Genomic DNA, 13,087 nt, shown 5'->3' on the forward strand with positions numbered 1-13,087 from the left:
AGCTTATATTCTGCTTACCTTATTGTTATACTGTTACTTGATTAATTAACACACAACTTACCTACCTTTTAACAACACAGACCTTGCTTTTCATTGTTTTCATATTTTTTAACAGACGCCGCTAATAACAGTTTATTTCTAGGTATAAATAATCGTCGATAATGCTGATACCAATTGCTTTGAAAACGCTCATCTGGGTCATACTTGAGTTTTTCCCGTAAAAAATTGGGAAACTGAGGAAAACAGGCCAGCACCTGCGCTCGGCTAGCAAAGCGATGATAAGTAGGAAAATAACTGCCTTGATGTTTTATAGCAATATCAATTAGTCCACATAATACGGTTCTGCTTTTGGCTTTACCGAGTGTTGTATGATCGGTATGCACATTAAAAATGATACAGGCAAAATCTTCTTTAGCCCAATTTAAGAATGATTCATTATCTTGCTGAATAAGCCTGACAGTTCCATAAATAATATCTGCCTCAACCTTGCGTAAAAATTGCCTAGCATCCGCCATAAAATCAGCTAGCTTTGCTTGAGGTACATAGAGTTCAGTTATCATCTCTGAGCCACGACACTTAGCGTTCAACTGCTGGTCAAGTTTTTCATGGTAGTCATCCAAATAAATACTTAGCTGGTGAGTATCTGACCAATACAGCTGCCCTGATGACTTTAAATAAAAGTCTCGAAACTGCTCAAAAGCTTTGCTTTTATTCGTATGGGCCAGTTGTAATAATTGCTGCCACTGAACTTTACTCAGCCTGGCTTGATGTTTAGGTATAGGGGTATCTATAGGTACTGGTTTATAGCAAGAAAATATACCTTCTTGCAAAAAACCATTCGATTCTGGATCTATTGAGAACTGAAAGTCACCATAAAGATAGCCCTGCTTAATTTTTTCATGTAGCTGGGGAATCAGCTGATCAATTGTCGTTGTTTCTACAATTCTTTGTACCTTTTGCCTTTTTGCCAATTGGATGGTGACTTCTACCACAACCCCGAATAAACCATAGCCGCCTACAACCAAATTAAACAGCTCATTGTTTGCTTCACGACTACAAACAACGATATCACCTTCTGCATTGACTAATTTAAAAGATACAATATCTTGAATGAAGGGTTTCATTTGCAGACCCCGCCCGTGAATATTGGCAGCTATAGCACCACCCATACTTAGCCGGTCCGCTCCCGTTTGCTTTTGGTTAATCCCCCATACAACGCCCGTTTTATGCTGTAGCACATGGTATTGCCTCATTAACTCAGGCCACTGTATGCCAGCTTCTACCGTAATAGCACCTGCTGCAAAATCAAAATTAACCACTTTATTAAATTGATTCATATCCAGTAACAAACCACCGGTTTTAAATTGCTGCCCCCCCATCGCATGACGCCCCCCAGCAATACAAATGGGTTGTTTCTGTTGTTTGGCTTGCTGAACAGCTTCAACAACATCGTGTATGGTTTTTACTTGAATAACGTGAGCGACACAGGTTTGATTGAGTTTAGAATGCACATCATTGATCCATTTAAGCGGATTCTGTTTATTCGCTAAAAAATTTAGCTTAGGCGTCAACTTCTTCATTTTTCAACTGCTCAGTAATTAAACACAACTTTACACTAGCAATCTCCACCAAGATATTCGATACTTATCAATAGAGTATTGTTTTTCAATACCATGCAACACAGATACTGAGACTACCGATTATGCAGCAAACCGAAGCACTGATTACGGCCCTCAAACGACAACTCAAAGCCCGTGGTTTTCACTACAGTGATGTGGCACAAGCATTAGATATTAGCGAAGCGAGTGTTAAACGATTGTTCTCAGAGCAAAGTTTCTCATTAAAACGTTTAGAGGCTATTTGTCAGTGGCTGGATATTTCCTTTTTTGATCTGGCCAAACAAACCCCCATGGCCGAGTCAGAACGCTCAACCCAATTAACCTATGAGCAGGAACAAGCCTTGGCTGAAAACTCTTTACTGTTGGTTTATTTTTATTTATTAATTAATGACTGGCCACCCAAAAAGATTGAAAAACACTATAATATTGCTCCGATTGAAAATATCAAATTACTTACGACACTTGATAAATTAAAGCTTATTGAATTGTTACCCAATAATCGAGTTCGCCGGCTCACTCACCGACAAATAGACTGGCTCCCCAATGGCCCCATTCGCAAACAACATGAAGTACAAGTTAAAGAAGAGTTTCTTAAAGCGTCTTTTACAACGACAGAAGAGCACTTCCAGTTTCATTTTGGAGAACTATCGACAGCCTCGCGTAACCTACTGTTTCGTAAACTGGAAAAGCTGACAAAAGAATTCAATGATCTGGTGGAAGTTGATCTGCATTTACCCGAAGAAGAAAAAACCAGTATAGGATTATTGACTGCCTCACGGCCCTGGGTGTTTTCTATGGTAAATCAGTTTAAACGTGAAAAATAATAGCACTTTTCAATATTGCCAAACGATATTAGTCATACTGTTTGTCACATTTATCACAGAGTAGCTACATGCATTGGCTGTAACCTCTTCAAAGCTTCCATTGCTTAGTCTCACTAATGATCATGAACAATATACCCGTCGCGAATCATTTTTAGGTTTTGTTATCATCGTTCCTCACCTAAAAATCCTACGCATTGGGTATACATAAAAATTTTGTATTTCGTTAAACATTAAAAAATGTGATATCCATTATTTTAAACAACAACTGCCGTTTCAAACTTATCCCGATGTAATGAAATCAGTGAACGAAATTTTCGCATATTGGCTTCTGTATACAACACTCGCTGGATAAAAGCTTCATAGGCTTGCATATCAGGTACAACCACAATCAAGATAAAATCCACTTCGCCCGTCACTTGATAGCATTGGGTAACTTCACTAGCATCCAACACTTTGCGCCTGAATTGATTGTACAAGTCAGGCCGGTCTCGTTCTAACTCAACTTCCACAATGATGTTCAACTGATAACCAACCTTTTTTGGGTCTAACAACGCAACCTCAGCATAAATCACGCCAGTCTCTCGCAATCGATTCACTCGACGCAAACAAGCTGGTGGAGACAGCCCCACCTGATCCGCCAGGACCACATTACTGATACTGCTATCTTGTTGCAGTAAATTCAATATTCGACGATCAATTTGATCTAACACCAATTCATTCATTTCATGGCCATACATTGATAAGCAAGCAGTCAACAATACTCTTCGCGAATGACTTTTAGGGGTTGGTGTCGTCGCTCTTCTCCCTACTCATTTATAAAAACATAAACTCATAGGGCTTCATCGCTCGACGGCCGCCCCTAAAAACCATTCGCTTTGACTATATACCCAAAGAAATTTTATTTTGTTACTTATAATATAATCATTATATAATTAAATCTTATAACTAAAGTAAAAAATTATATTCTATTTTTCCACTTATATTTCTACTTTTATTTCGTAGCAATTCGATATCATTTACCTTCATCGTTGGTAACCGTATCAGAAGTTAGGAGTAGAAATGGTTAACCCCCCGGTCTTTCAGTGTATTAAGGCGCTGGCAGCAGAAATCTACGAAGTCACCAGCACACTATTTAAAGTCATGATTCCCATTACGCTGTTGGTAAAGCTATTAGATGAGCTGGGCGGTACTGAATACCTTAGTTATCTACTCGCACCTTTGATGAACTGGGTGGGGTTACCTGAGTCAATGGGATTGGTGTGGGCAACTACTTTACTCACTAACCTCTATACTGGCATGCTGGTGTTTTTCTTAGAGGCTCAACATCAAGCGTTCACTGTAGCCGATGTGACTGTATTGGGGGGGATGTTGCTGATTGCCCACTCCCTTCCCATTGAAGCCAGAGTGTCTCAACTGGCGGGTGTACGAATTGCCTTTACTTTATTACTACGGATTGGCGGCGCATTATTATTTGGCTGGCTGTTACAGCAAACATTCCACTATGGTGACTGGCTACAGCAGCCTAACCAGCTGATTTGGCAACCCACCCAAACGGATACCAGTTTCTCCGCCTGGCTACTTAGTTTTATTCAAAGCCTGGGGATGGTTGTTGTCATTATTAGTGTTCTGTTGACCTTATTGAAAGTGCTCAAACTGCTGCATATTGAACGTTTGCTAATTTGGCTGTTAAGCCCTGTCTTGCGTTGCTTGGGTATTAGTGCCAAAGCCACCTCCATTATTATTGTGGGGATTACCCTTGGACTCAGTTATGGTGGTGGCTTATTAATCAAAGAAGCTAAAACGGGTGAGCTAACTAAGCAAGATGTTTTTGCCGCAGTAGGGTTTCTCGGTTTGTTCCACAGCGTAATAGAAGACACATTGTTAATCATGCTGCTGGGTGCTCATATTTCAGGTGTACTGTGGATACGACTGGCCTTTGCTCTAATAGTGACCATGCTGATTACCTTTTGGCTTAAACGCTGTAGCCAATCGATTTTTCAGCGTTATTTATTTAGTTCTACTCCTCCTTAGTTAAACAATATGTCTATTCAACTACTCTTCATTGAGAAAAAATAAAAATAATACTTCCCCTCAGGGGGTAAGATGTAGAAAATGCGCAATTTATTTAGCCATCAGACTTGAGGCTGTTGATATTTCCTGAACAACATTATTTCAGGCGATGCCACACCTCTGCTGAAAATTTCAACAGCTCCTGGGGTTCGATTAATGACGCCGTATATTAACGACTCAACTGGGAAAGCCAACACCAACGCGCCTACCCACAATGCATCGGAGTGGACTGTTCAAGACAGTGCCCAGTTGTATGGTACCAGTCACTGGGGGGCTGGCTATTTTAATGTATCTGATGAAGGCGATGCAGTGGTGACTGTCGACTTCAATGGCAGTGGCAAGCAGGTATCGGTCCCCATTATTGATATTGTTAAGGGCATGCAAGAGCGTGGCCTAGAAATGCCTGCAGTACTGCGTATCGAGAACCTGCTGGATCACCGGATCAAACAGCTAAATGAAGCCTTTGCCCGCGCGATTAAAGAATGTGGATATCGCAACCATTATCGCGGTGTTTTCCCAATTAAGGTCAATCAGCAGTGCCATGTTATTGAAGAAATCGCTACCTTTGGTGGTAGCTTTCACCATGGCCTTGAGGCTGGAAGTAAAGCAGAATTAATTATTGCCCTCTCCCAATTAAAAGACCACGACAGTTTTATTGTTTGTAATGGTTATAAAGATGCTGAGTTTATTGAATTGGGTCTTTATGCCAAGCAAATGGGGATTCGTACTTTCTTTGTGGTAGAAACACCAGCAGAGCTGCCCATCATCATTAAGCAAAGCCAAGCGCTGGGCATTGAGCCCTTAATTGGGGTACGAATCAGGCTGTCCGTTACTGTTGAAGGACATTGGGAACATGACAGCGGCGATCGTTCTATCTTTGGCTTATCCACTGCAGCGCTGCTAGATATTGTTGAGCAGCTAAAAACGGCCAACATGCTGCATTGTCTCCAACTGTTACATTGCCATTTAGGCTCGCAAATCCCAAATATTCGTAATATTCGTAGTGGCGTACTGGAAGCCTGTCGTTACTATAGTAGCTTGGTTGCAGAAGGTGCCCCAATGGGCTACCTGGATATGGGAGGTGGTTTAGCAGTTGACTATGAAGGCTCCTGTTCTAACAGCACCCATAGTATGAACTATCAACTTGATGAATATTGTGTGGATATCGTTGAGACCATCCGCGAAAACCTTGACCCTTTAAATATTGAACACCCTGTTATCATTACCGAGTCCGGTCGCGCTACGGTCGCTTACTCATCGATGTTGTTGTTTAACATTCTGGATGTCCGGGATCATAAGCCAACCAATTTGCCTGAGTCGTTACCCGAAAACAGCCATGAGCAGTTACAAAATCTTTGGTATGTCAAAGACAACGTGCAAGTCAAAAAACTACAAGAGAGTTATAACGACTGCTTGTATTATCGGGATGAGGTACGCGAGCTGTTTCGCCGTGGCCAGATTAACTTGCGTGAGCGTGCCTTAGCAGAGAATATCGCCTTAGCTATTTTTGAAGCAATTGCACTGCTGTTACCACAGGTTGAAAGGTTCCCCGCCGAGCTGGAAAACCTACCCACATTATTATCCGATATTTATTATGGCAACTTCAGTTTATTCCAATCGTTACCAGATATTTGGGCCATTGACCAGACATTTCCGATTATGCCAATCCATCGCCTGGATGAAGAACCGACTCGTGAAGCTATCTTAGCGGATATTACTTGTGATTGTGATGGTAAAATAGATCAATTCACAACACCTGATGGCGTTCGCTCAACACTGCCACTACACCCCTTACGCGCGAATGAAGAATATTATTTAGGGGTATTTTTAGTGGGTGCTTACCAGGAAACCCTGGGCGATTTACATAATTTATTTGGCGATACGAATGTGGTGAGTGTCCGGGTTAACCTGGACGGCAGTTATAGTTTTGTTCGTGAATTTCACGGCGACAGTATTGCTGATGTGCTTAGCTATGTGGAATATGATCCTAAAGGCATGCAAGAGCAACTGCGGCGTAATGCAGAATCCGCAGTACGAGCAGGCAAAATCACAGTGACCATGCGTCAACAGATTTTAAAAGCCTTTAGGGAAAGCCTACAGGGCTATACCTACTTTGAGCGTTAATTACTTTCTTGAAAAATATCATGAAAAGAAAGGAAAACAAATTTAGTGCCTGATATGGAATAACAGGATATTCTTCCGCCGCTTGCGAGGGACCCTCCATGGCCTCTCGCAAGCTAAAGAGACATCCCTGTCTCAGCTACAGAATACCCTGTTACTCCATATTATCCTGCTCCGTGTGATAGCTCTTTAAATGTGATAAGCCTTAAAAAGAGTTACTAAATAAAGAATAACCCCGACAAGTTGAGTATTACTCATATACGTTAGAGGAAGAACAAACATGTCAAAAGTGTTAATTATTGGTGCTGGTGGTGTGGGTGGTGTCGTCACCCATAAATGTGCGCAATTGCCTGAAGTATTTAAAGAAATTATCTTAGCCAGTCGTACGGAAGCGAAATGTAAGGCAATTGCTGCCCAATTAGATCGCCCTATTAAAACGGCTCAGGTTGACGCGGATAATGTGCCAGAATTGGTGGCATTATTAACACAAGAAAAGCCAGACCTGGTCATTAACGTTGCACTTCCTTACCAAGATTTAACCATTATGGATGCCTGTTTAGAAGCGGGTGTGCATTACCTGGATACAGCCAACTACGAACCATTGGATACCGCTAAGTTTGAATATAAATGGCAGTGGGCTTATCAGGAGAAATTTGAAAAGGCAGGCTTAACGGCACTATTGGGTAGTGGTTTTGACCCAGGTGCGACTAATGTGTTTACTGCGTATTTGGCTAAGCATTATCTGGATGAAGTCCATGAGCTGGACATTATTGATGTTAATGGTGGCGATCATGGTTATCCTTTTGCTACTAACTTCAGCCCTGAAATTAATATCCGCGAAGTCACAGCCGAATGCCGTCACTGGGAAAATGGTGAGTTTGTTACCACGCCCGCTATGTCGAAAAAAGCCCGCTTTACTTGCCCAGAAGGGGTTGGTGAGTACGACATTTATCGCATGTATCACGAAGAGTTAGAGTCGTTAGCCAAACACATCCCCACATTAAAACGGGCCCAGTTTTGGATGAGTTTCTCCGACAATTACCTCAAGCACTTAGAAGTACTAGGTAATGTAGGCATGACCAGCATTGAACCAATTGAATACAATGGCCAACAGATCGTACCGATTCAACTACTGGCTAAATTGCTGCCTGACCCCTCTAGCCTTGGCCCTCGCACCAAAGGTAAAACCTGTATTGGCTGTGTGGCTCGCGGCATCAAAGACGGCAAAGAAAAAGTAGTCTACATCTATAATATTTGTGATCACCAGGCCTGCTACCAGGAAGTGAAATCTCAAGCCATTTCTTACACCACGGGGGTACCCGCCATGATTGGTGCCAAGATGATGCTGGAAGGCAAATGGCTGAAGCCCGGCGTTTGGAATATGGAACAGTTTGATCCTGACCCATTCTTGGCCGATATGAATGAGCACGGCTTACCTTGGAAAGTGATCGAATTAGATAGTTTTAACCTGGATCACTAAACACCAGACTGGATCAATTAGCCATGCAGTTTACTGACTTCCGTCAATTGGATTTAAGCCGTCTTCCCTCTCCTTGCTTTGTGGTAGACGAAGTCGCTGTTGAGCGCAATCTGGCCATCCTGAAACAGGTGGCCGACCAGAGTGGGGCTAAAATTTTAGCCGCGCTCAAAGCTTTTTCCATGTGGAATCTGGCACCGTTAACCGCAAAGTACTTAAGCGGTACCTGTGCCAGCGGCTTGCATGAAGCACGCTTAGGGCATGAGGAATATGGTGGTGAAGTCCATGTATTCTCGGCTGCCTATAGTGAGATTGATTTAGCTGAGCTATTGGCGTTTGCTCATCATATTGTTTTTAACTCCTGCAACCAGTGGCAGCGCTTTCAACCATTGATTCAGGCAGCAAAAGCCAAACGACCTGAGCTGCAATTCGGTTTACGGATTAATCCAGAGCATTCAGAAGGGAGCGTGCCGATTTATGATCCCTGTGCACCCGGCTCTCGGCTGGGGATTCCACTATCAGAGTTAGATGAGTCCTGTTTAGACGGCATCAGTGGCCTACATTTCCATACCCTTTGTGAACAAGACTTTAGCCCACTGGCTCGTACTCTAGATGCTGTGGAATCCAAATTTGGTCATTTATTAGCAAAGATGGAGTGGGTTAACTTTGGTGGTGGCCACCATATTACTCGCTCGGATTATCAGGTCGATAAATTGGTTGAGCGGATTAAAGCCTTTAGCCAAAAGTACGATGTGCAAGTATACCTAGAGCCCGGTGAAGCGGTAGCTATTGGTACTGGGGTATTAAGCTGTGAAGTACTGGATATTACTTGGAACCAACTAAACCAAGCCATTCTGGATACCTCCGCTACCTGCCATATGCCTGATACCCTCGAAATGCCCTATCGCCCGGATATTTTAGGTGCTGGTGAACCCAATGAGTTTGCTCATACTTATCGTTTGGGGGGCCTCACCTGTTTGGCTGGTGATGTAATTAGTGACTACAGCTTTGCCGAGCCTTTGAAGGTAGGACAGCGGTTACTGTTTGAAGATATGGCCCACTACACCATGGTAAAAACCACTACCTTTAATGGCACTAAGTTACCAGCCTTGGCAGTGTGGAACTCTAAAACGGATGAGCTTAACGTTGTCAAAACCTTTGGTTACGAAGACTTTAAATGTCGGCTGTCATAAAAAATAGTTGTGAGTGATTAGTAATGAATGAACCAACCAGTGATTACCCTGTTTTTCTAGGCTCTGAAATTGACCAGCCAGCCCCCGAGCGGGCTTATTTCCATGTCCTGCCAGTACCCTACGAAAAAACTGTTTCCTATGGTGGCGGTACCTGTTTAGGCCCTTCTGCGATTTTAAAAGCGTCCTGGCAATTGGAAAAATGGGATGGCAAAAGTCAACCCTGTGAACAAGGGATTTATACCTGCGAGCCAGTTGATTGCTCTGTATCCCCAGAACAGGTCGTTGAGAATATTGCTGCGGCGACAACCCATATTGTGAAACAAGGGGCGATGCCCGTTGTTCTGGGTGGTGAACACACCGTCACATATGGTGTGATTAAAGGCTTAAAAGCCGCTGGGTTTGATGATTTTGGTATTGTTCAAATCGATGCCCATGCCGATTTACGCGATGCTTATGAAGGTGACCCACTCAGCCATGCCTCTGTCATGAAGCGCTGTGTGGATATGGGCATTCCCTTATACCAGCTAGGTATTCGCGCTTTTTGTGAAGAAGAAATAGCCGTCCGCCAACAACATAATGTCTATTTTCAAGATGCTGATGAGCTAGTGCCGCAAAACATCCAAGCCATCGAGCTGCCCGCAGATTTCCCTAGTAGAGTATTTTTTACTCTGGACATCGATGGCATGGACCCTTCTGTATTCCCTTCTACAGGGACACCCGTTCCTGGTGGTTTAGGTTGGTATCAAACCCTGAATTTGTTTGAGTCTGTGGCTAAACAGCGCGAGATTATCGGTTTCGACATCATGGAATTTGCGCCAATTGAAGGCTTCCATGCCTATGACTTTGCAGCGTCTTTACTCACTTATAAATTAATGGGTATCACTCAACGTACCCAGTCATCTATCTCTCAGTAACTCTGCTAACAACCCTTTTCAAATCAAAACATTGAAAGGGGTTGTTCCTTCTAAGTTAATCATTCCCATCATATTTTCTTAACAGACGAGCTAGCCACAAGTTGTTATATTAATTGGACCCTGTGCTTCGGGTAGTATATCAACTAGCAATTGCCCTGTTAGTAGGATGTTTTATGGATAGTTTTCTATTTAATCAAGACAACCGTGCTCCCCGTAAAAAAACCAAATGGAATGCCGCCCTTAAAGTAAAAGAGGCTGTTATTCCAGTAGAGCTTCTTGATATTTCTGAGCAAGGCGCGTTAGTGAGCTCCAGCCTTAATGTGAATAAGAGTAAGTCTATCGCCTTAATGATAAAAGCAAAGTACGATAAATATAGATCCGTTATTTATGCACGGGCTTTGGTGCGACATGTCACTATGCGAAAAAACAACTTTTATATTGGCTTGCAGTTCATTGCAATTGACAAGCATCATCAACAGTTTATAAAGAACTATCTTGAACACAACGAATTGGGTATCTAGGCAAGCGAATTAGTACTATCTACTTACCCATTTCATTTACCCACTCCCTATTTTAGCCATTCGACACCCCAATTCGACACTCCAAATAGGTGGGCAATTTTGCTTATCGTTATAAGTTATCTTGCTGACATAGCTCAACATCATTAACTACAAAAAAGCAATTATATTTCAAACAAATAACCAGGGTATATGACAGCATTTTTTCGCTTTTGCTTTCATCCTTGGCAAGCTGTACTAGACTGAGAATTAAGCTCATGGCTGGGACGGGTTCGGCTATGAAGAACGGTATTTTGCTTACCGTTTTGGAGTGACAGTTATAACAAAGCTTGATTAACAGGCTATAACGAGTACCAGGTAGTTCTATGATTCCGCAAAGTATACGTGCCCGATTTATTTTGTTGTTTGTAGCCATTGTTTCTATCGTGCTGTTTGCTTTTGGTTACTACAACTACAACATTACTAAAAGCAGTCTGGAAGAAGAGTTAGAGACTCAAGCCGCCAATGCTGCTAAACGACTCAGCGTTAGCTTACCCGGTCCCATCTGGAACTATGAACCCGAGTTTATTAACAGTAATGTTATTTCTGAAATGCAAGCCGCTAAGTTCATTGCTGGTATTCAGGTGAAATCAAAAAGTGATGTATTAGCCCTGTATGGTAGAGATGAAGCCGACCATAAAAAAATAATTAAAGCCAAAGCCCCTCCAGCAAACGTTTCATCAATTACTGAAAAAGAGCTTATTTTTGATGATGACGGTGACCAACAAAACGTGGGCACGGTCGTGATGTATATTGACGATTCTTTTGTCAAAGCTAGATTACGTGAAAATTTGATTATTCAGGTTATCCAAGGGCTGGTTTTAGATATTCTCATTGCTGGATTAATCATGGTGATTGTGAGCCGTATCGTGGTCACGCCTTTACGCAATGTTACTGAAGCGATTAACGATATTGCAGGTGGTGGTGGTGACTTAACTCAACGTTTGGAAACGCGTAGTGCCACAGAGGTCAGTGAGCTTGCCCAGGGATTTAATGCATTTGTTGCCAAACTACAGGAAATTATCCGTGAGTTAAGCCATGTTTCGATACAACTACTGTCTTCTTCTCAAGACAGTGGCAATATTATCAATGAGCAAACCGAAGGCATTTTAAGCCAACAGACAAAAATTGATATGGTGGCTACAGCAACCTCTGAAATGTCCCAGTCCATTAGCAGTGTTGCTGATAACGCGAATTCAGCATCAGAGTCCGCACAAGATGCAAACAACAAGGCATCAGAAGGCACCCATGTGGTCAATCAGGCCGTCAATGCCATTCAGTCCTTAGCAGACGAAATTACTGCTGTTACCCACGCAACACAACAATTAATTACCGAAGGCGAAAATATTGGTACTGTTTTGGATGTAATTAAAAGCATTTCTGAACAAACCAACTTGTTGGCGTTAAATGCCGCGATAGAAGCCGCCCGAGCCGGTGAAGCGGGTCGTGGCTTTGCCGTGGTGGCCGACGAAGTCAGAACCTTGGCACAAAAAACCAATGAGTCTACCGACGAAATTCATCAAAGCATTTTAAACCTACGCTCCTGTAGTGAAACAGTAGAAAAAGGCATTGTAAACTTAGAGCACCATGCAAACAGTGGTGTCGAGAAAGTCACCGAAGCGGGCTCAGCGATTGCCAAAATACTGGATGCGGTCAATACCATTTCTGAAATGAATTCCCATATCGCGGAAGCCTCTCAGGAGCAAAGCCAGGTCATTAGTGAAATTAACGAAAATATTGTCAATATTTCTGTGGTTGCAGAGGAAACCGTAGAGCGCTCTAAAGAAACGCTAAGTAAAAGTAATGAAGTTGAAGGCTTAGCCAATCAAGTGCAAGCGGTGGTTGGACGATTTAAAATTTAACCCCCCCTTTTTTACTAAAACATTTTTATCCGTCACATGCCTTATTTATTAACCTATCAGCCATGGCCATCAGTTTATTTCTCGCTACGTTTACCTACCTTCTTCTAGTTTTTAATTAACCGTTCAAAAAAAACAACCAGTAATGCTTGTAAACAAGTGTTTTATACAACTCTCACAGGTGGTTTAGGGAACGATACATTAAGTGGCTTGAATGGTAACGACTTACTGATTGGTGAGCAAAGTAATACTGTCAGTCAGTATTTAGCACTGAACTTTGATGGTGGCTCAACCACCATTGATGTTAGCGCAAATGGCAACGGTACAGTGACACAAAAAATTGTATTGGAAAATGTGGATTTATCTGCTGAGTACGGCACTACAGATAATCAGGCTATCCTGGATAGCCTACTGGCCAACGGCAACTTAGTTATTGATCAGTAACGTATGAGA

The 13,087-nt window shown here is 42.4% G+C and carries 11 protein-coding genes; 9 read left to right on the forward strand and 2 right to left on the reverse strand.

Annotated features, from left to right (window positions below):
- Nucleotides 1-68: 68 nt before the first annotated feature.
- On the reverse strand, nucleotides 69-1,580 hold the full coding sequence (locus OQE68_RS27460; protein WP_180566848.1) for an FAD-binding oxidoreductase: 1,512 nt from the start codon (nucleotides 1,578-1,580) through the stop codon (nucleotides 69-71).
- Nucleotides 1,581-1,702: 122 nt separating this feature from the next.
- On the opposite strand from OQE68_RS27460, the gene OQE68_RS27465 reads away from it, so the two are divergent.
- Nucleotides 1,703-2,443 carry a helix-turn-helix domain-containing protein gene (locus tag OQE68_RS27465; RefSeq protein WP_180566847.1) on the forward strand — a complete coding sequence of 247 codons (741 nt, stop codon included), beginning with the start codon at nucleotides 1,703-1,705 and terminating at the stop codon, nucleotides 2,441-2,443.
- A 254-nt stretch (nucleotides 2,444-2,697) separates the two neighbouring features.
- Here OQE68_RS27465 and OQE68_RS27470 read toward each other — a convergent pair whose 3' ends face one another.
- The gene (locus tag OQE68_RS27470; RefSeq protein WP_180566846.1) at nucleotides 2,698-3,165 is read right to left on the reverse strand and encodes an Lrp/AsnC family transcriptional regulator; all 468 of its coding nucleotides are present in this window, start codon (nucleotides 3,163-3,165) and stop codon (nucleotides 2,698-2,700) included.
- Nucleotides 3,166-3,502: 337 nt separating this feature from the next.
- Here OQE68_RS27470 and OQE68_RS27475 point away from each other — a divergent pair, with 337 nt between their 5' ends.
- The 8 genes from OQE68_RS27475 (at nucleotide 3,503) to OQE68_RS27510 (ending at nucleotide 13,078) form a co-directional block, all read left to right on the forward strand.
- Nucleotides 3,503-4,474 carry a hypothetical protein gene (locus tag OQE68_RS27475; protein WP_180566845.1) on the forward strand — a complete coding sequence of 324 codons (972 nt, stop codon included), beginning with the start codon at nucleotides 3,503-3,505 and terminating at the stop codon, nucleotides 4,472-4,474.
- A 195-nt stretch (nucleotides 4,475-4,669) separates the two neighbouring features.
- Complete coding sequence (gene speA / locus OQE68_RS27480; protein ID WP_180566844.1) at nucleotides 4,670-6,637, forward strand: biosynthetic arginine decarboxylase; 1,968 nt, start codon at nucleotides 4,670-4,672, stop codon at nucleotides 6,635-6,637.
- A 277-nt stretch (nucleotides 6,638-6,914) separates the two neighbouring features.
- Nucleotides 6,915-8,114: a saccharopine dehydrogenase family protein gene (locus OQE68_RS27485; protein WP_180566843.1), complete on the forward strand. Its 1,200-nt coding sequence runs from the start codon at nucleotides 6,915-6,917 to the stop codon at nucleotides 8,112-8,114.
- 23 nt (nucleotides 8,115-8,137) lie between these two features.
- Entirely contained in the window at nucleotides 8,138-9,304 is a 1,167-nt protein-coding gene (gene nspC, locus OQE68_RS27490; protein WP_180566842.1) for a carboxynorspermidine decarboxylase, read from the forward strand.
- A gap of 23 nt (nucleotides 9,305-9,327) precedes the next feature.
- Nucleotides 9,328-10,218: an agmatinase gene (gene speB, locus OQE68_RS27495; RefSeq protein ID WP_180566841.1), complete on the forward strand. Its 891-nt coding sequence runs from the start codon at nucleotides 9,328-9,330 to the stop codon at nucleotides 10,216-10,218.
- Between the two features lie 173 nt (nucleotides 10,219-10,391).
- On the forward strand, nucleotides 10,392-10,739 hold the full coding sequence (locus OQE68_RS27500) for a PilZ domain-containing protein (protein WP_180566840.1): 348 nt from the start codon (nucleotides 10,392-10,394) through the stop codon (nucleotides 10,737-10,739).
- A gap of 362 nt (nucleotides 10,740-11,101) precedes the next feature.
- Nucleotides 11,102-12,637, forward strand: coding sequence for a methyl-accepting chemotaxis protein (locus tag OQE68_RS27505; protein ID WP_180566839.1), 1,536 nt, complete (start codon nucleotides 11,102-11,104; stop codon nucleotides 12,635-12,637).
- A 156-nt stretch (nucleotides 12,638-12,793) separates the two neighbouring features.
- Nucleotides 12,794-13,078: a type I secretion C-terminal target domain-containing protein gene (locus OQE68_RS27510; RefSeq protein WP_180566838.1), complete on the forward strand. Its 285-nt coding sequence runs from the start codon at nucleotides 12,794-12,796 to the stop codon at nucleotides 13,076-13,078.
- Nucleotides 13,079-13,087 lie beyond the last annotated feature (9 nt).

This window comes from Spartinivicinus marinus (assembly GCF_026309355.1).
GTDB classification, from domain to species: Bacteria; Pseudomonadota; Gammaproteobacteria; order Pseudomonadales; family Zooshikellaceae; genus Spartinivicinus; species Spartinivicinus marinus.

What these genes read in the sequence shown, in the direction of transcription:
- OQE68_RS27460 (WP_180566848.1), bottom strand. Translation starts at nt 1,580, where the DNA reads ATGAAGAAGTTGACGCCTAAGCTAAATTTTTTAGCGAATAAACAGAAT.
- OQE68_RS27465 (WP_180566847.1), top strand. Translation starts at nt 1,703, where the DNA reads ATGCAGCAAACCGAAGCACTGATTACGGCCCTCAAACGACAACTCAAA.
- OQE68_RS27470 (WP_180566846.1), bottom strand. Translation starts at nt 3,165, where the DNA reads ATGAATGAATTGGTGTTAGATCAAATTGATCGTCGAATATTGAATTTA.
- OQE68_RS27475 (WP_180566845.1), top strand. Translation starts at nt 3,503, where the DNA reads ATGGTTAACCCCCCGGTCTTTCAGTGTATTAAGGCGCTGGCAGCAGAA.
- speA (WP_180566844.1), top strand. Translation starts at nt 4,670, where the DNA reads ATGACGCCGTATATTAACGACTCAACTGGGAAAGCCAACACCAACGCG.
- OQE68_RS27485 (WP_180566843.1), top strand. Translation starts at nt 6,915, where the DNA reads ATGTCAAAAGTGTTAATTATTGGTGCTGGTGGTGTGGGTGGTGTCGTC.
- nspC (WP_180566842.1), top strand. Translation starts at nt 8,138, where the DNA reads ATGCAGTTTACTGACTTCCGTCAATTGGATTTAAGCCGTCTTCCCTCT.
- speB (WP_180566841.1), top strand. Translation starts at nt 9,328, where the DNA reads ATGAATGAACCAACCAGTGATTACCCTGTTTTTCTAGGCTCTGAAATT.
- OQE68_RS27500 (WP_180566840.1), top strand. Translation starts at nt 10,392, where the DNA reads ATGGATAGTTTTCTATTTAATCAAGACAACCGTGCTCCCCGTAAAAAA.
- OQE68_RS27505 (WP_180566839.1), top strand. Translation starts at nt 11,102, where the DNA reads ATGATTCCGCAAAGTATACGTGCCCGATTTATTTTGTTGTTTGTAGCC.